Raw genomic sequence first — 23,730 nt, 5'->3', positions numbered from 1 at the left:
GGCCTGCCTCCTTGTTCCTCGACGCTGCCGGAGGCTTCAGCTCCGAACGGCGGGCACTCCGCGGATGATCTCTCGCCAGGCCTCGTCCACGGGGAGTGGATGCCGTTCGGTGTCCTTGAGGGCCTCGCGGCGCAGTTCCTCTCCGCCGCGGCGCACCGCCTCCGCCATCAAGACGCGCCCCTCCTCGCTCCGCCCCTGGAGGAAAGCGACATAGGCCGCGTTGCCCAGGAACATGGCCTCCTCGGGGAAGAAGCGCCGGGCCGCGGTGACCCTCTCACTCGCCCGGGCCAGCATGGCCTGCGCGGCTTCGGGAGCCCCTCGCGACAGGCACCGCTTGGCCTCGCAGAGAAGGCCGAAGCCGGCACCACTCCACGCGTCGGCGACCACCTTGCGCAGCGGCGCTTCCGGCTCCGCCCCCAACCACGCCACCACTTCCTCATAGCGGGCCTGAGACTGCTCGAACTGCCCCAGCTCGTTGTGGAGCGAGCCCAGATAGACGAGGGCCATGGCCACGCTCTCGTTCAAGGGGTACGTGGTGGGCCTGTCATACCGCCGCGGCACCTCCTCGATTCGCGCCTGGGCCTCCTCGACGCGCCCCATCCCAAAGAGCAGCGAGCCGAGCTGGACCAGGCAGTGGGCCGCGACGGACTGGATGTTCGGGTCGTAGTCCTCGGCATAGCGGCTCACCACCTCCTCGAAGCGGGTCCGGGCCTCCTCGCGCTTCTCCTCGGTCCAGGCCAGGTGTCCCAGGTTGGAGAGGGCCTTGGCGACCTGCTCCCGACCACCGGTCTCGCCATGGCGGCGCACCAGCTCCTCGTAGCGCGCTCGCGCCTCCTCGAAGCGCTTCTGCTCCGCGAACAGCGCGCCCACATTGAGCCGGGCCCAGGCCACCTCCTCTTGGAGTGAGTCATCCTCCGACTCGCCATAGCGGCGCACGACCTCGTCGTAATGCGCCTGTGCCTCTTCGTACTTCTTCTGGCTGGTGAGAAGGATTCCCAAGGACATGAGCGCCGAGGCCGCCTTTCTCATGAGCTCCGGCTCGGACGACTCTCGATGCCGGAGCACCACCGCCTGGAAGCACACGCGAGCCTCATCGAGGCGCCCCTGCTCCCGCGCCAGACTCGCCAGGCAGGTGAGCCCTTCCGCGACCCGAGCCTGGGGCAGGGACTCGAGTGCCCCGCCGTACCGGCGAACCACCTCCTCGTAGCAGCGCCGAGCCTCCTCCGGTCGAGCTCGGAACTCGATCCGGTTCCCCATGAGGATGAGAGCGCCCGCCACCTTCTCCTGAACGATGGGCTCGCTCGCCTCGCCATACCGGCGCACCACCTCCTCGTAGCGGGCCTGCGCCTCCTCGAAGCGCTGCCGGCTCACCAGCGAGTACCAATGCTCGGAGAGGGCCTCGATGGCCTGGAGCCGAACAGCGGGCTCGGGCGCCTCGCCATACCGGCGCACCACCTCCTCGAAGGAGGCTCGCTCCTCCTCGTACCGCTCCTGCTCGGCGAACGCGCTTGCCAGCTCACGCAAGGCCTCGCCGGCACGCTCACGCAGGGACACCTCGGGTGCCTCGCCATACCGGCGCACCATCTCCTCATAGCGGGCCTGGGCCTCCCCCCACCGGCCCGCCATCCTGAGCTTCCCAGCCAGGTCGCGGAGGGCCTCGGCCACCTTCGCCTTGAGGGGAAGGACCTCCTCCTGGCCGTAGCGGCGCACCACCTCCTCCAGGCGCGCCCTCGCCTCCTCGGGGCGATTCTCCCGCTCGAGCTCGTACACCTGACTGTTCAGGGCCTCGACCACGTGCAGCTTCAGCGGAAGCTCCGGCGCGTCCCCGTACTCGCGCACCACCCTCTCGTCGCGGGCCCGCGCCTTCGCTTCATCATTCTGGATGGCGTACAGCGTCCTCAGCCCTTCCAGGACACGGACCAGCAGCTCCTTCTGGCGCGGCTCGGGCGACGCGGTACACCGACGCACCGCCTCCTCGTAGGACGCCTCGGCTTCCTGGAAGCGCTGTTGATCCATGTGCAGACTTCCCAGGCGGAGGAGCAAGAGGATCACGCCGTTTCGCAACCCCAGCTCGGACTCACCGTCGAACCGTCGGAGCCCTTCCTCCAAGAGCGCCTTCTCCTCCTCGGGACGTGCCTGCTCGTGGAACAGATCTCCCATCCTCAAGAAGGCATTGCCCACCTGGGCCTTCAGCCGCCACTCGGGAGCATCGCCATACCGACGCACCATCTCATCCAGGCACGCCCTCGCCTCCTCCCAGCGCTTCAGGAACATGAGCGCCTGAACCTGGCCCACCATGGCCTGGGCTGTCACGAGCCTCGACGCCAGGTCGGAAGGAGTGCCCGGCTGACGCGCCATCGCCTCGAAGCGCGCCCGAGCGTCCTCATACCGCTCCTGCTCCAGGAGCACATCGCCCAGGGAGAGCCGGAGCTTGGACGCCAGGGGGGCGGAATACGCTCGGGGCTCCGCGTCGAGCTCCCGCACCGCCTTCTCGGCCAGGACCAGCGCGTCCTGGCGGTCGCCCTTCATCCGGAGCGCTCCCACCATCGCGAGAAGGGCTTGCGCCTTCCTCTCCTTCAGGCCTTCCACGGGCGCCGCGTCGAACCGGCGAATGCCCTCCTCGAAGCAGAGCCGGGCCTCCTCGAAGAGCTCGAAGCTCACGAGGTTCTCCGTCATGGAGAAGAGGGCCCGGAGCTGCAGCTCGGCACGGGACGGCTCGGGTTCCTCCTCCAACCGGCGCATCGCCTCGGCATGGCACGCCCGCGCTTCCTCGAGGCGTCCCTGGCTCCGCAGCAGCGCCCATTGGCTGAGGAGGGCCATGGCCACGGACCGCCGCACGTGAATCTCCGTCGAGCCGTCATACCGACGCACCACCTCCTCGAAGCACTTCCGCGATACCTCGAGGCGCTTCTCCTCCCAGTGCAGCCACGCCGAATAGAGGTGGCCCTGCATCACCTGCTCAAGCACGCCACCGTCACGGGCCTCGCCATACCGACGCACCACGTCGTCGAAGCACTCCCGGGCTTGCGGCATACGGTCCTGGTCCCGGTGGATGCAGCCCAGCGAGATGAGCGCCCGGGCCACCTGTTCCTTCAGCGGGAGCACGTCCTCCTCGCCATACCGGCGCACCACCTCTTCGTAGTGCGGCCTTGCCACGTCGGCGCGCACGTGGGCCCAGAGCAGCAGCGCGAGGGTGTTGAGGGCCAGGGCGAGCTGCTCCTTCTGGGAGGGCTCGGTCGCACCGCTGAGCCGGTGCACCGCCTCCTCGAGGCGCACCCGCGCCTTGTCGAGCTCGGAAGGAAGCGTGTCGCCACATCCCAGCCGGGCGAGCGCCTGGGCCAGCCGCTCCGCCAGGGGCTGCACGTCCCCATCCTCACGACGACTCACCAGCTCCTTGTCGCTCAGCAGCGCGTCCATGGCTCCTCCGGCACTCACAGCCTGAGCGCGAAGCGTGCACGCCACGATCCGGGTGGGTCCAGGACTGGGGAGGTCCCTTGCGGGACGCACGCCCTTCGTCGGCATCTTCAGCGGGGCTGGCCTCCCAGGTGGAGCAACTGAAGCAGGATGTCCGCGGGCTACGACGAAGGATGGAGGTGACGCGCGACAGGGCCGAGCGACCATCAGCCTCCGTGCCGAAGCAGCTCGTGACACCGTCCCGTGCCCATACCTCGCGGCGTACCCCTTACGGGCACACGCGCTTCCCGCTGCCACATCCGTTGTCAGAGGCCTCTGCTTGGATGGAGGAGGCGTGCAACGAGGAGGGTGGCGGGGATGGAACACAAGGGGCTCGTGTCGAGAGTGGCGGAGCAGCTGGAGCAAACGATTGCCCTGGGGCAGTGGCCCAAAGGCAGACTCCCTTCCGAAAGGATGCTGGCCCAACGCCATGGCGTGTCGCGCACCACCATCCGAGGTGCCCTCCAGGGGCTGGCGGCCAGAGGACTCATCGTTCAACACCCCGGGCGACAGAGCCGCACGGTGCCCCTGGGCGAAGCGCTGTCGCTCGAGAGCCTGAAGCTGCTGCTGCCCGAAGGCCGTAAAGACATGGACCGCCGGCGGCTGCTGGAGGGGTACTTCGCCCTCAAGCGCGAGGTGTCAGTGGATTTGCTGGCCGCCTGCTGCGAGCACGCCAGCCAGCCCGATGTGGAGCTGCTACTCAATGCCAGCTTCGCGTTGAGAGATGAGGCCCGTTGGCAGGAGAAGCGCATCCGGTGGGTGGAGCGAGAGTTCGACCTGCTGAGGCTGGCGGCCCAAGGCGCGGACCGTCCCGGCCACATGTTGCTCCTGATGTCGTTGGAGAAGGCCTTCCGAGGCTTGGCGGACGCTCTGCTCCCCGCGCTGCAACCCGCGGCCCTCCAGCAGTGGGCCCAGTTCGTGTTCAACGCCCTGGCCGACCGTGACGCTCAGGCCCTTCGCCAACAGCTGCCGGCGCTGCTGAAGGCCGCCGACGAGCCGCTGCTCGACCGCCTGGCTCCGGTGCGCAATGCGCCCACCGCCCCCGCGTCCCAGCCACCTGCCGGGGAGGTGCCCGTGTCGGGCGAAAACGCCAGCAACTGGTCTGCTTGTCATACCAGTTCGCAACCAATCGGGCCGACAGGGAGGGGCCAGGACCACGACGAGGGGGGCGCCAATGTGCGTGCCACTTCGAGCCGGAACGCTCTCGTGGCCCCACCCGCCCCGCTCTCCGCTGGCGAGTTGCAGGGAGATTCTTGCGGCCCCTGCCCCACGGCGGGCCCACCCGCCCCGCGTTCCTCCAGAATGGATGCTCCTGACAGGCCCTGTTATCCGCCCACCCTGATGCTTGCCTGGCCGCATCCTTCTTTCTTGGAAGCACCGGCAGCAAACGCCGGAGACCCACCTACCCCGTGCCCGGAAGCTTCAACGGTCGTGGCAGGGCAGACTGTCCCCACCGAGAACCAGGCCACTCTGCCGGTGGACGTGGGGGAGGCCTGCGTCGCTGGTCCCGGCGACACGCTAGAGGAGTGAACGCTCGCCAGCGCTCAGGTGGGCGCCTCGGGCTCGAGGCTCCTGGCGCTTGACTTCGCTTCCCACTCCCTCACCCAACTTCCCTGAAGGGGTATAGGAAGCAGATACCGAGCATTCAGTTGCGTCCCCACTGGCGCGGACGCTCGAAGCGGAAGAACCCGCTCGCTTCTTCCTGGGCAATGATGTCGGCCTCGCTGCCGAAGTAGCGCGCGCGCACCTCCTGGAGCTTCGCCTCCAGCTCGGCGCCGGAGAGTTGCTTCGCCAGCGCCTCCCGCTCCGCCATGTACCGGGCCCCCGCGTCCCAGCGCGCGTCCCGCGTCTGGTCCAGCGTGTCCCAGCGCTTCAGCGCCTCCTCGTCCATCCCCATCTCCTTGCGGATGGTGCGCAGGCTCTGCGAGCGCTCCTGGGGCTGCATCGCCGTCAGCTCCTGCTGGACGGACGGTAGGTCCAGGAAGCGGTTCATCGTCTCCTGGCGGTGGCGCTCCAGGTACACCTCGGTCTGCTCACCATGGATCTCCTGGAGGCGCTGCTTGTATGTGGACAGCTTCTGCGTGAGGTTGGCGTCCTGCTTCGCGTCGAGCGCGGCCAGCGTGTCAGCCACCGCCTGGTTCTTCAGCTCGGAGGCCCAGATGCGCTCCGCCGTCTCCTTGCCGAAGAGCCGGTTGCGGGCGTCCCACATGGCGGCGCGGCGCTCCTTGTCGCTCAGCCCGCGCAGGTAGGCGTCGTTGTCCCGCACCCACTTCTCGTAGTCCACGCGGTTGCGGAGCGTAGCCGCCAGCTCCTCGTACATCTCCGGGAACGCCTTCTTGAGGAACGCGAGCAGCTCCTCCTGCCAGCGATCCGGGTTCCGCTTCTGGAAGTACCGCATGAGGTCTTCCAGCATCTTGATCTGGACGTAGGGCTCCTTCAGCTTCGCGCCGAAGCGCTCCCGCAGGTACGTGGCGAGCTGATCGAGATCCGCCTCCGGATTCGCCAGGAGCGGGGGGATGGAGGGGGCGGGCGCGTCCGCCGAGACGGGAGCAGCGCCCGTGGCCGGAGCCGGTGCTGACGGCTGCGCCGCGCCAGGGCTCGTGCTCACACGGGCCGGAGTGGAAGGCCGGGCGCCCTCGGGGGCGGGAGCCTGACGAAAGAAGAACAGCCCCACGAGCAGGGCCACAAGGGCCACCGCCGAGCCGCCCAGCATCATCTTGGTCCGCGTGCTCATGTCAGCCTCATCCTTGCCATACCCGAGGCGACGTGGCGAGGGCGCCCGGGAAGCCCACCTGCGCGGGCCCTCCGGACGCCCCCGGGTGCCGCGGTCAGTCGTTGAGGGCGATGTAGTGGAGGATGGCCGCGTAGAACTCCGGCTCATCGAAGGTGTCGGGGCCCACGCCCACCACGTCCAGGTGGTCCTGGATGATGACGCTGGAGCTGGAGGTCATCTGCGCGGAGGTGGGGGCGTTCAGGCTGGTGACGCTGGCCACGTTCGCGTCGTTGGCGATGCTGTCGAAGGTGAAGGCGTTGTCGGTGTACTTCAGCCTGTAGCCCATCTGCTGCGAGTTGACGCCCACCAGGCCGTCGTCGTCGTCCTCGTCCCGGTAGCCGTCGCCCTTGCCGCCGGCCCCGTCCTTGTCGCAGTCATCCAGGCAGTAGCCGTCGCCGTCGATGTCGAAGAAGAACTCCTTGAGCAGGTAGAGGGCGGGGTTCACGTTGCCGCCGTGCTGCGCGGTGATGAGCGAGGCATAGCGCGCGGCATAGGTGGAGCTGACCGGGTAGGCGATGTTGAAGGCCTTCATGCCCGTGGTCTTCCCATCGTTGGGATCAAAGTCGTCGTACACGAGCTGCTTGGCCCCCGCGACGCCGTCATTGCCCGACTGGTAGATGGTGTCCCCGTAGTAGCGGGCCAGCGCGTCGACGACGCTGGTGACGCCGGGGCCGAGCTTGAGGATGTACTGGGCCACGGGCGAGCCACGGTGCGGCGAGGAGACGCTGATCAGCACCTTGACCACCGTGCGACCCCGGCGCTCGTAGAGCACCCGCGCGGCCTTGCGGATGTCGATGCCACCCTGCGAGTGCCCCACCAGGTTCACGTACTGGGCGCCAGCGGTGGCCATGAAGCCCTCGACGTCGTTGGCCAGGTCCAGCCCGCGGACCTCCGAGCTCTGGAACGCCGGCACCTGGGCGACATAGGCCTTCTGCTGACTGTCCAGGTCCCCGTTGCAGTAGACCTCAAGCAGCTCGTCACAGGCGTCGCCGACGAATGTGCCGTAGTCGTCGCCCCAGTAGTCGTACCCGAGGATGTCGTCGAAGCCGGCCATCCCGTGCGCGAACACGACGGGATAGGTGGTCCTCTGCGCGCCCGCGAGCGCCGGCGTCGCCAGGCCCAGGGCGCTCACGGCCAGCGAGGCCAGGAGCAGGGTGGAGGTGTTTCTCATACGGACTCCTTGTGATGCGTGGGGGATGAGGACGCGGTGCCCTAGGGTTGCGACTTGAGCATGGCCCGCTCCTCGGGTGAGAGCAGCTTCAGGCAATGCGCGCAGTACTGGCCGGAGCTCTCGTCGGCGGACTTGATGGCCTTGCCCTTGGCGTCCGACATGACGCAGCCCTTCTGCTCGCAGTGATCGAAGCCCAGCGTGTGGCCGAACTCGTGAACGGTCAGATCGCCCAGGCGGCGCAGCAGCACCTCCTGGCTCTTGCTGTGCTTCTGATAGATGAAGGAGGAGAGCACGCAGCTGGGCCCGCCCATGCTGGCCAGGCCCGCGATGCCCCAGTCGACGATGTCTTCCTTGGTGGTGGAGATCTCCGCCTCCGTCACGCCCACCACCCTCCAGGCCCCAGCGGGCGGCTTGGCGTCCAGAGCCTCCAGGAGCTTCTCGGCGCGCCAGCGCTTGCGCGGCTTGTAGAACGCCTCCTGGGGAAGCTCGCGCTGAGGCTCGATGCGCACCTGGACGTTCAGACGAGACTGGATCTCCTGGGCCACGCGCTCCAGGTACACCTGCTTCACCGGACCTAGCGGGACGATGGCCACGACGCGCTGGGACACCTCCTGCGCGGAGGCAAGCGGCGCGCTCAGCAGCACGCCCCACAAAAGCAGGCGCAGGAGGACGAAGGGGAAGCGATTGGACACGAGGGCCCCGGGCTTGATTTCTCGGTCAGCCTTATCGCGCAGGTTGAGAAAAAGTTGTGCTGGGTGGTTTCCCACCCAGCCCTCAGCTCAATGATTTCCAGGGCATGCCCTGTCCTTCCCGGCACGCTCGGGCCCGTCCGTACGCGCGGAGCGGGTCAAGGCCGGAGCGGCAGGACCCAGAGCTCGTTGCCGTGGACGCCGTCGTTGGCGACGAAGAAAACAGAGGAGCCCACACGGGTGAAGCGCTGCGGATACGAGGAGGCGCCTCCGGGCGCGAGATCCCGCAGCAGACGCGTGCCACGCCTCCTCCCGTTGCTCACCCAGAGTTCCAGCCCAGTCGTGGCACTGCCGCCGCTGAAGAGGATGCGATCATCCAGGGCGAAGAGCGTGGAGCCGAACTCGTCGGACAGGCTCAGCGGGTGGTGCAGCATCCTCGTCCCGGAGTTCGTCCCATCGGTCACCCAGAGTTGGACGTCGAGCGGGGCCGGGCCGGAGCCATGGACGGCGAGCGCGAGGAAGAGCCTCCCATCCGCGCCGACGGAGGTGGTGACGAAGGTCGACGAGTCCAGAACATCCGAGGGATTGGGCAGGGTGGCGACGAACCGGATGCGAGGCCCCTCGGAGCCATTCCTCAGCCGGTACAGCAGCGTCGAGCCATCCAACGGGTCCGCCATCGTGAAGTACAGCCGGTCGTCGGCGGTCTCGAGCACCTGGATGAAGTAGCTGTCCTCGCCCGGCCGCATGTCCGCCACGAGCGTGGTGCCCTCGGGAGTGCCATCGCTCCTCCACAGCTCGCGGCCGGAGGTGGCCTCCGTGGCGGTGAAATAGACATATCGGCCCAGAGCCTGCAGGCCGAACGGATAAGAGCTGTCGGGGCCCGGCGCGATGTCCTTGACGAGCATCGTTCCGGAGGGAGTGCCATCGGTCTTCCACAGCTCGGTCCCATGGTCCGGATCCGTGAGGACGAAGAAGAGCGTGTCGCCCACGACGGTTTGCACGTACGACAGATAGGTGTCGCTCCCCAGAGCCTGAACACGCACCGTGCCGGAGGCCGTGCCATCACTCCTCCACAACTCGGTGCGAGCAGGAGAGGTGGGGGTTTCCCCTATGTAGCGAAAGAAGATCAGGAAATTTCCCACGGCCTGCAGGTTGTAGGGCGACGAATCGCCCACCCCCGTGACGATGTCCTTCACCAGCTGGGTGCCACCGGCGCTGCCGTCACTCACCCACAGCTCGCGGCCATGGGCCGGGTCGCTCGCCACGAAGAACAGGCGCGAGCCCAGCGGCGTCAGCTCCCCCAGCGGACTGGAGAAGGTGGTCCCCGGAGGCGGACGGAAGCTGCGCACTGGCACCGTGCCCGCGCGGGAGCCATCGCTCCGCCACAGCTCGCCGCGACCGTCCTCGAAGTTGGCGGCGAAGAAGAGCCGGCCCCGAAACTCCACGAGGCTCTCTGGGTAGGGCCCCCACCACGGCGGGCCGCTGATGGGAGGAAAGAGATCCTTCACCATGCGCGCGGTCCCCAGCTTCGGATGCCCTCCGCTCTCGACAGGCTCCTCGACCTGGGACTCGACCGAGGCGCCGAGCGCCGAGCGCTCGTCCTCCTGCAAGCCTTCCGCGGAAGGCGACCCTCCGCACCCCCAGGCCAAGGAACAGACCAAACCCAACACACGCCACCCTCTCATCCCTACCTCCTGCGGATTGGTGGGAAAGAGGATGAGAACGGCGCAAGGCTTTGCCCAGTGCATGCAGAGGGAGGCGCTGCCTTGGCTCCGCGTAACCCCTTCCAATTCCTCTATTATCGATGCGCCAGAGCCCCTGCCCCCGGTTGCTCACTACTTCGCAAATCGAGATAGTCTTGCATTCTAGGCAGTTCCTGCAGTTGCTCGGTCGTTAATAATCACGGGGCCGATCTGCCCGCGACCTTGCGAGCCTCGATGCTGGTGCGAGTCCTGGCCTATGACCGCCGGATGGGGCACCAGCCGCCTCCCCTCACCCTGGCGGTCACCCATCGCGAGGGCAATGCGAGCTCGGAGGTCCTCGGGCGTGAGTTCAGCACCGCGCTGGAGGTGGCATCGCGCGGGAGGGTCATCGCGGGCCGTCCCCTGCGGGTGGTGCGCATTGGCTTCCATGATCCCCAGCAACTCCAGACAGAGCTCTCCCAGACGCACGCGGTGGCGCTCTATGTCTGTGAGGGTTTGGAGGACGAGTCCCGGAACATCGCCGAGGTGACGCGAAGGCTCTCGATCCTGTCCATCGCCGGGAGCGAGACGCAGATCAGCCAGGGGCTGGCCATCGGCCTGGAGGGGAAAGGCAACAGCCCCGTCATCCTCGTCCACCTCGAGGCGGCCCGCGCGGAGGGAGCAGATCTCGATGCCGGGCTGCTGAGCCTGTCCCGCCTCATCGCGCCGAGCACGGGAGCGCCCTGAACATGAGGCTGCGCCACCTCTCCCTGAGAGCGCGGCTGGTCCTCCTCGTCGCGCTCCTCTTCGCGGCATTCGCCCTGTTCTTCCTCGCCTTCTTTCCCGCGCGCATGGATGCCCAGGCCCAGCACTGGGTGCTCAGCCGGGCCATGGGGATCGCCCGGCTGCTGGCCAGCGCCACGGAGCCGGCGCTCGACTTCGGGAATGCGCTCAACGGCCAGACCCACCTCGAGGCGCTCGCCTCCACTCCGGAGGCCACCTTCGGACTGCTGCTGCGGGAGGACGGCACGCCGCTGGCCAGCTGGAACCCGGAGCGCGCCCAGGCCATCCCCCGGGACCTGGCGGAGGGGGCCCGCATCCTCGGCCAGGAGGTGGTGGCGCGGGTCAACATCCAGACGCGCGGGGGACAGCACGGGGTGCTCCTGCTGGGCTTCAGCCTCGCCGGCCTGCGGCGGGAGAGCCAGCACACCCTGCGGCTGTCGGCGACCGTCTCCGCGCTCATCTTCGGCTTCGGGCTGCTGGCGGCCTTCGGCCTGGGAACCCTGCTGGTCCGGCCGCTGCGGCAGGTCACCCAGGTGGCGCTGCGCATCTCCGAGGGAGAGCATGACGCCCAGAAGGAGCTGGATCTCACGCGGCGCGACGAGATGGGCTCCCTGGCCGCCGCGTTCTCGCGGATGCTGCAACGGCTGTACGAGCAGAAGGCGCTCATCGAGTCCCAGAGCGCCGGACGTCGATGAGCCGCTCCGGGAGCGGCGCCACCTGGCCATCCTGCAGTACCGCTCCAAACCCGACAGCGAACTCCAGCACGAGTACACGCTGCAGTTCCAGCGGCACGACTACGATCTGCACATCCGCTTCTATCCGAGCGGCGCGCTGGAGGGGTACTACCCTGGCGGCGTGACGGAGAGCCTGGAGACGCGGATGGATGAGCTCTTCGGGCGGGCCCAGCTCTCCGGGGAGCTGGCCGAGCGGCTCACGCTGCTCGGAGGCGTGGAGTACGCCCGCTTCATGTACGGCGGCGACGACGCGCACTACAGCAACGCCGATCTGCTCAACGTGGAGGAGGGCTCGCCCCCGTCCGACACGATTGTGGAGCTCGGCCCCTTCTATGAGGGCATCCTCGGGCAACCGGTGAACGACCTGAAGTTCTTCCGCTACCGCGACCCGGATGGCGCGCAGACTCGCGCGGGCGTCCGCTCGTACGAGCAACTCAGCCCCCGGCTCGCGCTGGTCTACGCCCCCCTCTCCTTCCTGAGCCTCAAGCTGCAGGCCAGCCGGGCGTTCCGCGCGCCAGCGCCCAGCGAGCTCTTCAGCACCAACAGCTGGATGACTGACACGGACATCGATACGCTGCGCCCGGAGCGGGTGCGCACCCTCGAGGTCAGCGCGGACTGGACGCCCCACCGCGCCGTGAACTCGCGGACCACGCTCTTCCTCTCCCGCTACGAGAACCTGATCGGCTACGAGCAATCCGAGCTGACCAATCTGTTCTCTCGCGACACGGCGGGCCTGGAGCTGGAGCTGATGGCGGAGGCGGAGCTGGGAGCACGAGGCCGGCTGATGGCCTTCGGCAGCTACACCTACGTGCACCTGCTGGCCGAGACGGATGGTGACAGTGGGAACAGGCTCTCCGGGGGAGAGCTCACCTGGGCGCCGGCCCACATGGCCACGGCGGGAGTGAGCTACTCGCTGCGGCACTTCACCCTCGCGCTCCAGGGCCGCTACCAGGGCCCCGTCCAGCACCGGGAGGGAGCTCGGCTGACGCCCGCCTTCGCGGAAGCGCGACCCGAGTCCGTCGCGGGCTGGGTGCGCTTCGACATGAACGCGCGCCTGCAGCTCAACGCGTGGTCCTCCGTGGGGCTCACGGTGACCAACCTCCTGGACGCGGAGAGCTACCTGGTGAGGACGGGGAACTTTCCCTTCGACTACCGCATGTCGGGGAGGCGGATCCTCGGCAACGTGGAGATCCGCCTCTAACTGGTGGCCCGGGCCGCGCTACTTGGCGCTGCCCCAGGCCTCGAGGACGCAGTCGAAGACCTCGGCGCAGGGCTTCGACAGGCAGGCGTCGCCGGCCTGGACGGCGGACGGGACAAGCAGCTCGGTGACGTTCGTGGAGGCGCACAGCGAGCTGGGGAGATCAGCCGGGCAGGCGGACTGACGCGCGGTGCAGCGGGTGCGGAAGGTCTCGTCCACGCTGCGGGTGGGCAGCGCGTCCGCCGTCTGGGTGAAGCACGCGTCCTCATCCACGCTGCAGCTCGCGGACAGACAGGCGCGCAGGGCGGACCGGGCCGCATCGAGGTAGAAGGACGCGCGGGCCGTACAGGCCGCGGTGTCACAGAAGTCGGACGTGTCCTGGGGGTTGCAGGCCGTCTCGTGGCTGCAGAGGGCCTGACAGTACGCCAGCGAGGCATCGACTCCGCCGTCAGCGCCTCCGTCGGTGGTGGAGCCACCATCCGGCCCCGCGTCCTGCCCCAGGTTGGGGCCAGCGTCGGGCGTGGAGTCGGAGTCCTCGTCCTTGCAGGCGACGATGGAGAGCAGCGCGGCGACGCAGCAGATGCGCACGACGGAGTTCATGGAGCCTCGGTCCGGAAGGGGGACGCGCAGGCTATCCCGAAGGCGGGCCGGCCGTGCAGTAGTGACTCAGCTACTGGCGGACGTGTAGTGCCCGATGGAGCGCAGCCACACGCGGCGGGAGATGAAGGCGAACGCCAACGAGCCCACTACCGCCGTCACCAACGCCCGGAGTGACAACCGCCCGAGCATCGCCTCGGCCGGGAACGTCGTCATCAGCGCCAGCGGGATGATGAAGGTGAACACGAAGGCCAGCGGCCCCTTGAAGACGGCGGAGGGCCAACGCGCCGCGTCGAAGATGGACTGAAAAAAGTACGTGAGGTTGTCCACCTTCACCACGAAGAACGCGGCGCTCACCGTGAGGATCCACATCGAGTAGAGCAGCAACGTGCTCGTCACCAGCAGCACCAGCGAGGCGAACAGGCCCGGGATGGACGGCCCCCGCCCCAGCAGGTGGAACGCGTACACGAAGATGGCGATGCCCGTGAGCACGTTGGTGGCGCGCCACGGCTCGAAGCCGGTGGTGGACACCAGGAACTGCGCGTCCGCGGGCTTGAGCAGCACGAAGTCCAGCGTGCCCTTGCGGATGTGCTCCACCACGCTGTTGAGGCTGGGCGTGATGGCGCCCTCGAGGATGCCCTGCAGCAGCGTGAACCACCCCACCACCAGCAGCGCCTCGGCGAAGCTCCAGCCGGCGATGGCCTGGCGCTCCCCGTAGACGACGAAGAGCGGCACCATCGCGGTGAGCGTCCAGAAGGCGGAGATGACGCCCTCCACCAGGAAGTCTCCCCGGTACTGCAGGGCCAGCAGGCTGGCCGACCGCAGCTGCACGCCGAGCAGTCTCACGTAGCGGCTCGCCATCCCCTACCCTCCATACGCCGCGAAGCGCCGCAGACCCCGCCGCCACAGCGCGAGCGAGAAGGCCCCCAGCACCAGCGCCCAGAGCCACTGCCACCCGATGAGCTTCAGCGTCTCGGGCAGCGAGTGCACGCCCGTCATCACCTCCACCGGCAGGCCGATCTGGTAGCGGAAGGGCAGCCAGTTGCCGAGCGAGTGCATCCACGGGGGAGTGATGGCCACCGGGAACATGTAGCCGGAGAAGACGAAGAACAGCACCAGCCAGACGTTCATCACCTTCTGGCTGCTCTCCATGTAGAGCGCCATCGTCCCGATGCACACGTTGGCCAGGAAGGTGATGAGCCAGCCGCCCAGCAGGGACACCAGCAGCAGCGGCCAGCCCCACCAGTGCTGGGGCACGGCCTGGGGCCCCACCAGGAGCACGGAGATGACGGCCACGGGCACCGCGACCATGACGCGCATGGGCACCGCCCCGAGGTTCTCCGTCGCATACGTCCACAGCGGAGAGATGGGCCGCAGCAGGCGCATGGCCAGCGTGCCCTGGCGCACCTCGTAGTTGATCTGCCAGGCCGCCCACGCCCCGGTGAGCTGGCGCACCACGAACGTGGCCAGGAAGTAGCCGACGAAGCCCGCCTGCCCGTAGGTGCCCACCGGCGCGTCCCGAGCCACCGCCGTCCACAGCGCCATCATGATGAAGGGCATGGTGGTGGACAGCACCCACACGAGCAGCTCGGCGCGGTAGGCGAGCGCCTCGGCGAACCCCACGCGCATCAGCGCGGGCAGGGCGCGGAAGGTGGTGCGCATGCTCACGCGCCCACCTCGCTGGCCGCGGCGACCCGGCGCGCCTTGTTCTCGGAGAACAGCTCGCTCATCACCTCCTCGAGCGGCGCGTTCTCCACCGTCAGGTCCGTCACCGGCAGGCTCGCCAGCGCGCGGCTGATGGTGGCGCTCAGCGCCTCCGGAGGCACCTGGAGCACCGCCGAGGTGGGCTCGTGCGACACCACCCGGCCCAGCGGCTCCAGGCGCGAGGCCTCCACCGGCTGCTCCAGTCGGAACACCACCCGCTTCTCCGGCCGCACCCGCTGCACCAGCGCGTCCAGCCCGCCGTCGTAGGAGAGCAGCCCCTTGTCGATGACGATGACGCGGGGGCACAGCGCCGCCACGTCGTCCATGTAGTGGCTGGTGAGGATGAGCGTGGCCCCGTGCCGCTCGTTGTACGCCTTGATGAAGGAGCGCATGGTGGCCTGCATCGACACGTCGAGGCCGATGGTGGGCTCGTCCATGAAGAGCAGCTTCGGCCGGTGGATGAGCGCCGCCGCCAGCTCGCACTTCATCCGCTCGCCCAGCGACAGCTGCCGGGTGGGCTTGTTGATGAGCTCCTCCAGCTCCAGCAACGTCACCAGCTCATCCAATGTCTGCTTGAACTGCTCGCGGGGCACGTCGTAGATGGCGCGGTTGAGTTCGAACGTCTCCGCCGGTGGTAGGTCCCACAGGAGCTGCTGCTTCTGCCCCATGACGAGCATGATCTTCTTGAGGAAGGCGTCCTCGCGATGACGGGGCACGTGGCCGTCCACCGTCACCTCTCCCTCGGAGGGGTGCAGCAGCCCGGAGAGCACCTTGAGCGTCGTCGTCTTGCCCGCGCCGTTGGGCCCCAGGAAGCCCACCCGCTCGCCGGGCCGGATCTCGAAGGAGATGCCGTCCACCGCCTTCACGGTGGTGTAGTTCCGATGGAAGAGCGAACGGAAGGCGGCCTTGAGGCCGGGCGGGCGCTTGTGGACTTTGTAGTGCTTGCGCAGGCCTCGGACGGAAATCATGTGGCACAGGGTTTAACGCGGTCGCCTCCTGGAGGCGACCCTTCGTTGGGAGCCAGTGTCGATGGCGGACGCCTATAGCAGGGATCTGGAGCGGTGGATTCCGCGGCTCATCGCCGTCTGGCGACAGGCCCGCCGCAAGGGAGACGGGCCGGAGACCCGGCTGACGCCCCAGGAAATCAAGGAAGTGGGAGCAGGGGTGAAGCAGCTCTCCCACGGCCTCACCCGGGAGCGGCAGCTCGCGGGCGCGAAGTACATGGACGACCCCCGGCTGCTGGGGGCCTACCTGCTCTTCTACTGGCCGGTGTCCTATGCCCAGGCGCGTCAGGCGCTCGGGGAGCTGCCCAACCGCCCCCGGCAGGTGCTGGACCTGGGCAGCGGCCCCGGCCCGCTCGCCTTCGCCGCGCTGGACGCGGGGGCGGCGGAGGTGACGGCGGCGGACCGGAGCAAGCCAGCGCTGACGCTCGCCCGGGCGCTCGCCGCGGAGGCAGGCGAGGCGCTCGCCACCCGCGAGTGGGATCCGACGCGCAAGGCAGCGCCCCCCGAGGGCCAGTTCGATCTCATCACCATGGGCCACGTGCTCAACGAGCTGTACGGAACCGGGGACGGCGTCACGGCGCCACGGGCCGCGCTGCTGGAGCAGCTCCTGACGCAGGTGAAGAAGAACGGCAGCCTGCTGGTGATGGAGCCCGCGCTGCGAGAGACGTCGCGCGCCCTGCTCAAGGTCCGCGACGTGCTGGTGGGCAAGGGCTACGGCGTCCGCGCGCCGTGCATGTTCCGAGGCAACTGCCCGGCGCTCCTGAAGGAGAGCGACTGGTGCCACGCGGAGCGCTCGTGGCCGATGCCGCGCGTGGTGGAGGAGCTGGCGCGGGCCGCGGGGCTGCACAAGGAATCGCTGAAGATGAGCTACCTGGTGGTGGCGCCGAAGGGCGAGGCCTGGCCGGAGCTGCCACGCGGGCGGCTCTTCCGCATCGTCTCCGAGCCGCTCGAGGGCAAGGGGCGCCAGCGCTACATCGGCTGTGGCCCCGAGGGCCGCGTGGGCCTGGCGATGCAGGACAAGCACCGCACGGAGAAGAACGAGCGCTTCTTCAAGCTCCACCGCGGGGACGTCATCGCGGTCACCGAGACGGAGCCCAAGGGTGACGGCTTCGCGCTGGACGACCGCTCGGAGGTGAGGATCGTCGCCCAGGCGGGCCGAGGCGTCCCTCCCCCCTCGCCCGAGGAGGAGCCACGCCCCACGGCTCCTACCCCCCAGGGGTCTGACCCCCTGCCCTGAGGGGTCAGATTGACAAGAAGCATCCGTCGCTTCATCTTGTCCGCCATGAAGTTCGTTCAGCTCACCACCACCACGACCACCACCACCCGCACTGGCGGGCCGGCGGTCGTGCGCACGTGAGCTGAGCGCGCGGACACCGCAGCCCCGCCGGGACACCGGACGGGGCGCTCCGCGCAACGCTTCAGCACCCCGCTCCGGTCCGGCACTTCACCCACCGACACGGAGAACGGCAATGTTGAGCGAACACGATCATCGATCCCTGGGCGACCGCCTGGACCTCTTCCACCTGCAGGAGGAGGCCCCCGGCATGGTGTTCTGGCACCCCCGCGGGTTCATCCTGTACCAGCTCCTCGAGGAGCGCGTCCGCCGGGAGCTGAGCGCCGGCGGCTACCGCGAAGTGAGGACGCCGCAGATCCTCGGCCAGCGCATCTGGGAGAGCAGCGGCCACTGGCAGAACTTCCGCGGCGACATGTTCGTCCTGGATGACGGCGAGCGCCTCTTCGCGGTGAAGCCCGTGAGCTGCCCCGGCCACATCCAGATCTTCCAGCGCATGGCTCCCTCCTTCCGCGCCCTGCCGGTGCGGCTGGCGGAGTTCGGACTGGTGCACCGCAACGAGTCCTCCGGAGCGCTGCACGGGCTGTTCCGCCTGCGACAGTTCACGCAGGACGACGGCCACATCTTCTGCATGGAGGAGCAGGTGGCCGACGAGGTAGCCGCATTCTGTCGCTCGCTGCGCGTCTTCTACCGGGACTTTGGGTTCGAGGACGTCCAGGTCGCCTTCAGCAGTCGCCCCGCCCAGCGCGCGGGAGCCGACGAAGTCTGGGATCGCGCGGAGGCCGCGCTGCTCGAGGCGGCCAGACGCGAGGGCCTCGACTGCCGGATGCAACCCGGCCAGGGCGCGTTCTACGGGCCCAAGCTGGAGTTCATCCTGAAGGACAGGGCCGGCCGCGAGTGGCAGTGCGGGACGATCCAGCTCGACTTCGTGCTGCCCGAGCGCTTCGACCTCCACTACGTGGACTCGGGGGGGGCGCGGAGACGGCCTGCCATGCTGCACCGGGCCATCTTCGGCAGCATGGAGCGCTTCCTCGGCCTGCTGCTCGAGCACCACCAGGGCTCGCTGCCCGTCTGGCTCGCGCCGGAGCAGCTGCGGGTACTGCCGGTATCGCCGGACGCGCATGCCTACGCCTCGGAGGTCAGGGCACGCCTGGGCGCCGCGGGACTGCGCGTGAGCGAGGACGCGCGGAACGAGACGCTGTCACGCCGCATCCTGGAGTCGCACCAGGAGGGAGTGCCGTTCGTCGTGCTGGTGGGTGCGCGTGAGCAGGCGGCGCGCTCGATCCAGCTCCGCGAGCGGGGCGGAGCGCAGCGGCAGGTGCCTCTGGAGTCGGCGATCGCCGAGCTCGTGGAGGTGTGCCACGTCCCCTGACATGACTCGGTGGGCGCGGTGGGTCCACGGGCCCACCGCGCCACTCCGTTCGAGGGCCGCGCGCGTCAGGCCTCCTCCGTCTCCCGGTGCGGCGCGTGCACGGGCTTCGACTCGGGAGAGCCCTTCTGGCGCAGGACGATGGACAGGACGACGAGCACCCCGACGGACAGGAACTCGCTCTGCCAGTTCTGGAAGGACTCGAACCAGAACCGGGAGCCCGACACGTACTGCCAGAAGCTCACCGTCGGCTGTCCGTGCTGGAGCTGCTCCTCGTTGAAGAGCTTCACCCCGCCCACCGCGTGGAGGGCGAAGGAGAAGAGGAAGAGGCCGAACAGCGCCAACGTGAGCGAGTGGGAGTAGAGCTTGAGGGCCAGTCCTCCCCGGTGAACGGGACCGGGAGAGTCCGGACGGGCTTCCTTGCGTGGATCCTTGTCCACCTCGTTCCCGCCCAAGGGGTTCTTCGACTCGCCGGAGCCTCGCTGGAAGAGGAAGGCGGAGAAGACGACGAAGGCCCCCATCTGGAGGAACTCGCTCTCCCAGTTCTCGAACGTCGACTCGATGAACTCGCCGGAGCGGACATACTCACCGTAGCTGATGGGTGACTGGCCGTGCTCGCGTTGCTCCGCGTTGTAGGCATGCAGGCCCGTCAGGCTCTGTCCCAGCCAGAACACCAGGAACAGACCGAACATGACGATGGACAGCCCGTTGTCCCGGAAGATCTTCCGAAGACGCCCCTGCCCCTGTGGCCTCTGGCTCGTTCCGGTCGCCCTCATATCCAATGAGGTGCGCATCCCCACGAGCAGGGACAGCAGGGTCCCCAACGTCTGGACGAAGTGCAGGCTGGCATCCATGGGCGCTCTGGTAGGGTGCCAGCCCTCCTGCGCTTGCCTGGAAGCCTGTCATGTCCGCCTCCGCCCTCCGCACCTTCTATCCCCCCATCGAGCCCTACAACACCGGCCGTCTCCGCGTGTCCGCGCTGCACGAGCTCTACTTCGAGGAGAGCGGCAACCCGAAGGGCAAGCCGGTGCTCTTCGTCCACGGGGGACCTGGAGGAGGCACGGATCCGAAGCAGCGTCGCTTCTTCGACCCGGCCGCGTACCGAATCGTCCTGTTCGACCAGCGCGGCTGCGGCAAGAGCACGCCGCACGCGAGCGTGGAGGAGAACACCACCTGGCACCTGGTGGAGGACATGGAGACGCTGCGCCGCCACCTGGGCATCGAGCGGTGGATGGTGTTTGGCGGCTCGTGGGGCAGCACGCTCGCGCTCGCCTATGCGCAGAAGCACCCGGAGCGCGTCACGGAGCTGGTGCTGCGGGGCATCTTCCTGACGCGCCAGCAGGAGCTGCTCTGGTTCTACCAGTACGGCGCGCACCTCTTCTTCCCGGATGCGTGGGAGGAGTTCCTCGCGCCCATTCCTCCCAATGAGCGAGGGGATCTGCTGCACGCCTACCACCGGAGGCTGATGGGTGGGGATGAGCGGGTGCGCCTGGAGGCGGCGCGAGCGTGGAGCATCTGGGAGGGCCGCACCAGCTACCTCTTCCCCAACGCGGACCTCGTCGCGCTCTACGGCTCGGACGACTACGCGCTCGCCATGGCGCGGATCGAGTGCCATTACTTCGTCAACCGCACCTTCCTGCGGAGCGACACCCAGCTCCTGGACGACGTGCCGCGCATCCGCCACATCCCGGGCGTCATCGTCCAGGGCCGCTATGACATCCCCTGTCCCTTCGAGAGCGCCTGGGCGCTGCACAAGGCCTGGCCGGAGGCGGAGCTGAAGATCATCGCGGGGGCGGGACACTCGGCCTATGAGCCGGGCACCACCGCCGCGCTCGTGGAGGCCACGGACCGATTCCGCTCGTGACCGGTGTCTGCCAGAAGGCGGCGTCAGAGCCCCCAACCCTGCCCTGACGCCGCCGGGTCACGGCTGGCTCTGGAGATAGGTTGCGGCTGGTGTCCACTACGAACTGCTCTCAGCCCCAGCGCGGGCCCTGCCCACGACGCGGGGCGGGGACCCACACCCACTGCTCCACCGTCTCGTAGTGGCCGGGCACCCACTGCCTCTCGTAGTTGCCGGGGCACGAGTAGCCGGGAGCGACGAACCGGCAGTCCTTCTTCACCCACACCTGCTCGTAGCGCCCGGGGACCCACTGCTGCACGCGCTTGAGCTCGTAGCGGCCCTGCTCCTTCCGGGGAGCCGGAGGCTGCGGCCGGCGCCGGTCCTGGCCGTTGTACGCGAACTGCTGGGTGGGGGCGACGGCGGCCTGCGAGCTGCCCTCCTGGCCCCAGGAGTACGTGTGCTCGGAGCCACCGCGGAGAGCCTGGGTCTGGACCTCTGGAGCCGTGGCGAGGTGGGTGTCCTCCGCGCGAGCAGCGGAGCCGAGGAGCAGCGTGCCAACAGCCAGGGAGAAGATGCCGGTCTTGAGGTCCATGTTCGACTTCCTCCGTCGTGTTGCCGTGTTGTCCTTTCGGACGGAGGAGGTGCCCGCGCATTCATTGCGAGCCTCTGGCGCTGCCTACAAGGGCACACCCCTGGGAGAGGGGCTCAGCCGAGGTGCAGACAGTGGTGCCCTACATCCTCTTCATGGAGCTGAAGGAGCACCTGCGCCGGGGAGCGAGGACGGGTGACAGCGGGAGTTCACGGCTGGTGCTCCCGCCTGAGCCAGGGAGCGGAACCGACGCTGGCTGTCAGTTCGCGAGCAGGAAGCCGCTGAGGCGGTCCGACAGCCAGCGCCGGAAGGTGTCCGTCGTCGGTGGGCAGTGACGGCACTCCTTGAGGAGTTCCTGGTCCACGAGCGTCGGAAAGAGCTCCGGCGCGCGAGCCAGGAGCCGCTGTCCCGGGAAGCTCACGTCGGTGTCCGCGCCCAACACGAGCGTGGGCGCCTTCAAGCCCTCGAGCTCCTCGGGCCTGGCGAGCGCAGGCACGCGGATGTTCATGTTGTATGAGCGCAGGGCGTCGCCCATGTACGGCACCCAGTCGTCATCCATGGTGGTGAAGAGGTGACGGACGACCGCCTGGAGCCGCCGCGCGGAAGGCGACATGCGGTAGAGCATCATCGGGAGGCCGACCTTGGTGAGCCCTTCCCAGGCCGAGCCGCTCACCACGCCCGCCGGGACGAGGAGGGCGAGCCGGTCGATGCGCTCCGGCGCGAACGCCGCGAGGCGGATGGCGACGAAGCCCCCCATGCTCACCCCCACCACATGCGTGCGCCTCAGCGAGAGTCCCTCCAGGACCTCCGCGAGCCACTCGCCATACTCGTTGTTGGAGACCGAGGGCTGAACATCCGCGCTCTTCACCGACTGGCCGAGGATGTCGACCGCATGGACGCGGAAGCGCTCCAGCAGTGGCGCCAGCTCCCTCAGCACGTGCGCCGAGCTGGCCAGGGCGCCGTGGAGCACGACCACCGGCGGAGCCCCTTCCGGTCCTCCCACGAGGACATGGGTGTCCCCCCACCGAGTCGGCACCCTGCGGCTCTCGGTCGGTGCTGGGATTCGCTCCCGGAAGCGGTCGAACCACTGCAGGAGAACGGCCTTTGCCTGCTCGTCTCTGAACATGGACCTCATGACTTCCTCCTCCTGACCGGCTTGGGACTCGGACGCAGGCCCTCGAGGTGCTGGCGGACCAGGTGCTCCACCAGCTCCACCGGTGAGCCATGCGCGCCCTGCACCCATGCGATGAGGGCGAAGTAGAAGAAGGAGAAGTACGCGACGGCGAACAGCGCACCGTCCACGTCGGGCCGCAGCTCCCCGCGCGCGCTCGCCTCCTGGGCCATCCGCGCGAGCGCCCCGTGAACCCTGCCGACCTGGGCGGTGAACTTCTGGGCCCATGGCTCATCCGCGAAGAGCGACTCCTTGAGCAGGGTGCGCGAGAGCTGGGGACGGCGCTGGTAATAGCCGAACACGGCGCGAGTCAGCGCGGAGAGCTGCTTCTCCAGCGGGCCCGTGCCTGGCTCCGCGAGCGCACGCCCCAACGTCTCCTCGAGGTCATCGAACAGCGCGGCGTGCAGCAGCTCCCGCTTGTCACCGTAGTGGTGAAGCACCGTCCCGGCCGACACACCCGCGCGCGCCGCGATGGCCCTCAGGTTCGCCGCCTCGAAGCCCACGCGCTCGAACTCCGCGCGCGCGGCCTGGAGGACCGCCTGGCCGGTGGCTTCCTTCTGGGTGGCTCGGACTCCACCCTGCTGCTTGCGTTTGTTGAACACGTTCAATGAACATGTTCAACGAAATGCCGCGCGAAGTCCAGCTCCTCCTCCAGACAGGGGCTCGACTCGAACGGAAGTGCCGGTCTCCTGCGCGACGGCTACTTGATGATCACGAAGGTCTGCTGGTTCGTGGCCAGCAGCTCGCCCGCCAGACTCCACAGCTCGCGCGTCTCCAGAATGAACCCGTCCTGGGCAGCCACGGCGCGCGCGCGGTGGAAGAAGGGCGCGGCGGTGTCGACGGGAGCGGCGTGCGAGTACAGCTGGATGGTCGAGGACACCGTCGCCATGGGCCGCGGTCCGGTCTCGGTGGCAAAGGCGGCCGGCCACCACGCATCCACGCAGGCCACGATCTCGGCCGGAGTGATGGTGTCAGGTGAAAGCCTTGGGCGGAGCCAGCCCGCGGCACTGGGCTCGTTCCCCTGGCTGAAGGGCCACGGCCCCACGTTGCGGTACTCGAAGTGCTGCGCGAAGACGGGCCCGAAGGGTGGCTCCACGGGCATGACCTCCACGGCCTCCCAGTCGCGCAGCCGTGGGGGTGGCTCGGGCCACCAGGTCCGGTCGGCGACGCGGGCGCCGCCGAACACGCCCGTGGCGCGCGCGCAGGCCTCGCCGCGCTGAGTCAGCGTGGCGGTCCAGGTGGAGACGGCGTTGCCGATGCGCAGCGCCCTCACCTGGATCTCCGCCTCACCCACCAGGACCGGCGCGGGGATCTCCGCGGTCAACGAGCGTAGCGCGCGTCCCGCGTCGGGCTCGCAGGCGCGCATCGCGTTGACCAGGACGCCGAAGACCACGCCCCCAAACAGGCCTCGGCCCTGTTGCCATCCGTCCGGCACCTGGAGAAGGAAATCGCGCTCGCCTCGCCGTTCGGGACTCAAGAGGGCTGTGAGGGTCATGTTCGACGCGAGGTATACACCAGTCACCGCGGCTCTCGAGCGGCCTCGCCAGCTCCACTGTCAGCTCGGGCACCGGCCAGGCCACGGGAACCAGCGTGCTCGGCGTCAGCGTGTAGCCCATGCCCACCTTGTCGAGCGACAGGCTGCTGAAGGTGGCTCCGCTGGAATCATTTGTCATACCAGAACA

21 protein-coding genes are annotated in these 23,730 nt (G+C 68.6%); 7 read left to right on the top strand and 14 right to left on the bottom strand.

Features of this window, described 5'->3' with window-relative positions; genetic code table 11:
- Window positions 1–36 precede the first annotated feature (36 nt).
- Window positions 37–3,417, bottom strand: coding sequence for a tetratricopeptide repeat protein (locus KY572_RS31510; protein ID WP_224247335.1), 3,381 nt, complete (start codon window positions 3,415–3,417; stop codon window positions 37–39).
- 354 nt (window positions 3,418–3,771) lie between these two features.
- Here KY572_RS31510 and KY572_RS31505 point away from each other — a divergent pair, with 354 nt between their 5' ends.
- Entirely contained in the window at window positions 3,772–4,983 is a 1,212-nt protein-coding gene (locus KY572_RS31505; RefSeq protein ID WP_224247334.1) for a GntR family transcriptional regulator, read from the top strand.
- 115 nt (window positions 4,984–5,098) lie between these two features.
- On the opposite strand, the gene KY572_RS31500 is transcribed toward KY572_RS31505, so the two are convergent.
- The 4 genes from KY572_RS31500 to KY572_RS31485 form a co-directional block, all read right to left on the bottom strand.
- Window positions 5,099–6,187 carry a hypothetical protein gene (locus KY572_RS31500; protein ID WP_224247333.1) on the bottom strand — a complete coding sequence of 363 codons (1,089 nt, stop codon included), beginning with the start codon at window positions 6,185–6,187 and terminating at the stop codon, window positions 5,099–5,101.
- 94 nt (window positions 6,188–6,281) lie between these two features.
- Window positions 6,282–7,397 carry an esterase/lipase family protein gene (locus KY572_RS31495; RefSeq protein WP_224247332.1) on the bottom strand — a complete coding sequence of 372 codons (1,116 nt, stop codon included), beginning with the start codon at window positions 7,395–7,397 and terminating at the stop codon, window positions 6,282–6,284.
- 41 nt (window positions 7,398–7,438) lie between these two features.
- The gene (locus KY572_RS31490) at window positions 7,439–8,089 is read right to left on the bottom strand and encodes an archaemetzincin (RefSeq protein ID WP_224247331.1); all 651 of its coding nucleotides are present in this window, start codon (window positions 8,087–8,089) and stop codon (window positions 7,439–7,441) included.
- A 155-nt stretch (window positions 8,090–8,244) separates the two neighbouring features.
- The gene (locus KY572_RS31485) at window positions 8,245–9,696 is read right to left on the bottom strand and encodes an ELWxxDGT repeat protein (RefSeq protein WP_224247330.1); all 1,452 of its coding nucleotides are present in this window, start codon (window positions 9,694–9,696) and stop codon (window positions 8,245–8,247) included.
- 327 nt (window positions 9,697–10,023) lie between these two features.
- Here KY572_RS31485 and KY572_RS31480 point away from each other — a divergent pair, with 327 nt between their 5' ends.
- The 3 genes from KY572_RS31480 to KY572_RS31470 are packed head-to-tail and all read left to right on the top strand — an operon-like array spanning window position 10,024 to window position 12,486.
- Window positions 10,024–10,515 (top strand): YfiR family protein, encoded by a 492-nt coding sequence (locus KY572_RS31480; protein ID WP_224247329.1) that lies wholly within the window; start codon window positions 10,024–10,026, stop codon window positions 10,513–10,515.
- A gap of 2 nt (window positions 10,516–10,517) precedes the next feature.
- Window positions 10,518–11,246 carry a HAMP domain-containing protein gene (locus tag KY572_RS31475; RefSeq protein ID WP_224247328.1) on the top strand — a complete coding sequence of 243 codons (729 nt, stop codon included), beginning with the start codon at window positions 10,518–10,520 and terminating at the stop codon, window positions 11,244–11,246.
- Window positions 11,134–12,486 (top strand): TonB-dependent receptor domain-containing protein, encoded by a 1,353-nt coding sequence (locus tag KY572_RS31470; RefSeq protein WP_224247409.1) that lies wholly within the window; start codon window positions 11,134–11,136, stop codon window positions 12,484–12,486. The genes KY572_RS31475 and KY572_RS31470 overlap by 113 nt, the downstream gene beginning before the upstream one ends.
- An 18-nt stretch (window positions 12,487–12,504) precedes the next feature.
- Here KY572_RS31470 and KY572_RS31465 read toward each other — a convergent pair whose 3' ends face one another.
- The 4 genes from KY572_RS31465 to KY572_RS31450 form a co-directional block, all read right to left on the bottom strand.
- Window positions 12,505–13,083: a hypothetical protein gene (locus KY572_RS31465; RefSeq protein ID WP_224247327.1), complete on the bottom strand. Its 579-nt coding sequence runs from the start codon at window positions 13,081–13,083 to the stop codon at window positions 12,505–12,507.
- Window positions 13,084–13,149: 66 nt separating this feature from the next.
- Window positions 13,150–13,941 carry an ABC transporter permease gene (locus KY572_RS31460; RefSeq protein ID WP_224247326.1) on the bottom strand — a complete coding sequence of 264 codons (792 nt, stop codon included), beginning with the start codon at window positions 13,939–13,941 and terminating at the stop codon, window positions 13,150–13,152.
- 3 nt (window positions 13,942–13,944) lie between these two features.
- Complete coding sequence (locus KY572_RS31455) at window positions 13,945–14,748, bottom strand: ABC transporter permease (protein ID WP_224247325.1); 804 nt, start codon at window positions 14,746–14,748, stop codon at window positions 13,945–13,947.
- Window positions 14,745–15,752 (bottom strand): ABC transporter ATP-binding protein, encoded by a 1,008-nt coding sequence (locus KY572_RS31450; protein WP_224247324.1) that lies wholly within the window; start codon window positions 15,750–15,752, stop codon window positions 14,745–14,747. Before KY572_RS31450 ends, KY572_RS31455 begins: the two co-directional genes overlap by 4 nt.
- Before the next feature lie 61 nt (window positions 15,753–15,813).
- Here KY572_RS31450 and KY572_RS31445 point away from each other — a divergent pair, with 61 nt between their 5' ends.
- Both KY572_RS31445 and thrS read left to right on the top strand, forming a co-directional pair.
- Entirely contained in the window at window positions 15,814–17,025 is a 1,212-nt protein-coding gene (locus KY572_RS31445) for a small ribosomal subunit Rsm22 family protein (protein ID WP_224247323.1), read from the top strand.
- Between the two features lie 232 nt (window positions 17,026–17,257).
- On the top strand, window positions 17,258–18,451 hold the full coding sequence (thrS, locus tag KY572_RS31440) for a threonine--tRNA ligase (RefSeq protein WP_224247322.1): 1,194 nt from the start codon (window positions 17,258–17,260) through the stop codon (window positions 18,449–18,451).
- 65 nt (window positions 18,452–18,516) lie between these two features.
- Here thrS and KY572_RS31435 read toward each other — a convergent pair whose 3' ends face one another.
- Window positions 18,517–19,302, bottom strand: coding sequence for a DUF6766 family protein (locus KY572_RS31435; protein ID WP_224247321.1), 786 nt, complete (start codon window positions 19,300–19,302; stop codon window positions 18,517–18,519).
- A gap of 50 nt (window positions 19,303–19,352) precedes the next feature.
- On the opposite strand from KY572_RS31435, the gene pip reads away from it, so the two are divergent.
- Complete coding sequence (gene pip / locus KY572_RS31430; protein ID WP_224247320.1) at window positions 19,353–20,312, top strand: prolyl aminopeptidase; 960 nt, start codon at window positions 19,353–19,355, stop codon at window positions 20,310–20,312.
- Window positions 20,313–20,421: 109 nt separating this feature from the next.
- On the opposite strand, the gene KY572_RS31425 is transcribed toward pip, so the two are convergent.
- The 4 genes from KY572_RS31425 to KY572_RS31410 form a co-directional block, all read right to left on the bottom strand.
- Entirely contained in the window at window positions 20,422–20,880 is a 459-nt protein-coding gene (locus KY572_RS31425) for a hypothetical protein (protein WP_224247319.1), read from the bottom strand.
- A 256-nt stretch (window positions 20,881–21,136) separates the two neighbouring features.
- On the bottom strand, window positions 21,137–22,012 hold the full coding sequence (locus tag KY572_RS31420; protein ID WP_224247318.1) for an alpha/beta fold hydrolase: 876 nt from the start codon (window positions 22,010–22,012) through the stop codon (window positions 21,137–21,139).
- Window positions 22,009–22,650, bottom strand: coding sequence for a TetR/AcrR family transcriptional regulator (locus KY572_RS31415; RefSeq protein ID WP_224247317.1), 642 nt, complete (start codon window positions 22,648–22,650; stop codon window positions 22,009–22,011). Before KY572_RS31415 ends, KY572_RS31420 begins: the two co-directional genes overlap by 4 nt.
- A 98-nt stretch (window positions 22,651–22,748) precedes the next feature.
- Window positions 22,749–23,543, bottom strand: a complete 795-nt coding sequence (locus tag KY572_RS31410) for an acyl-CoA thioesterase (RefSeq protein ID WP_224247316.1) — start codon at window positions 23,541–23,543, stop codon at window positions 22,749–22,751.
- Between the last annotated feature and the right edge of the window lie 187 nt (window positions 23,544–23,730).

The sequence above is a fragment of the Hyalangium gracile genome, from assembly GCF_020103725.1.
GTDB lineage: Bacteria > Myxococcota > Myxococcia > Myxococcales > Myxococcaceae > Hyalangium > Hyalangium gracile.
Note: the sequence above shows the minus strand (reverse complement) of the source record. Positions and strands in the feature narration are given on the sequence as shown.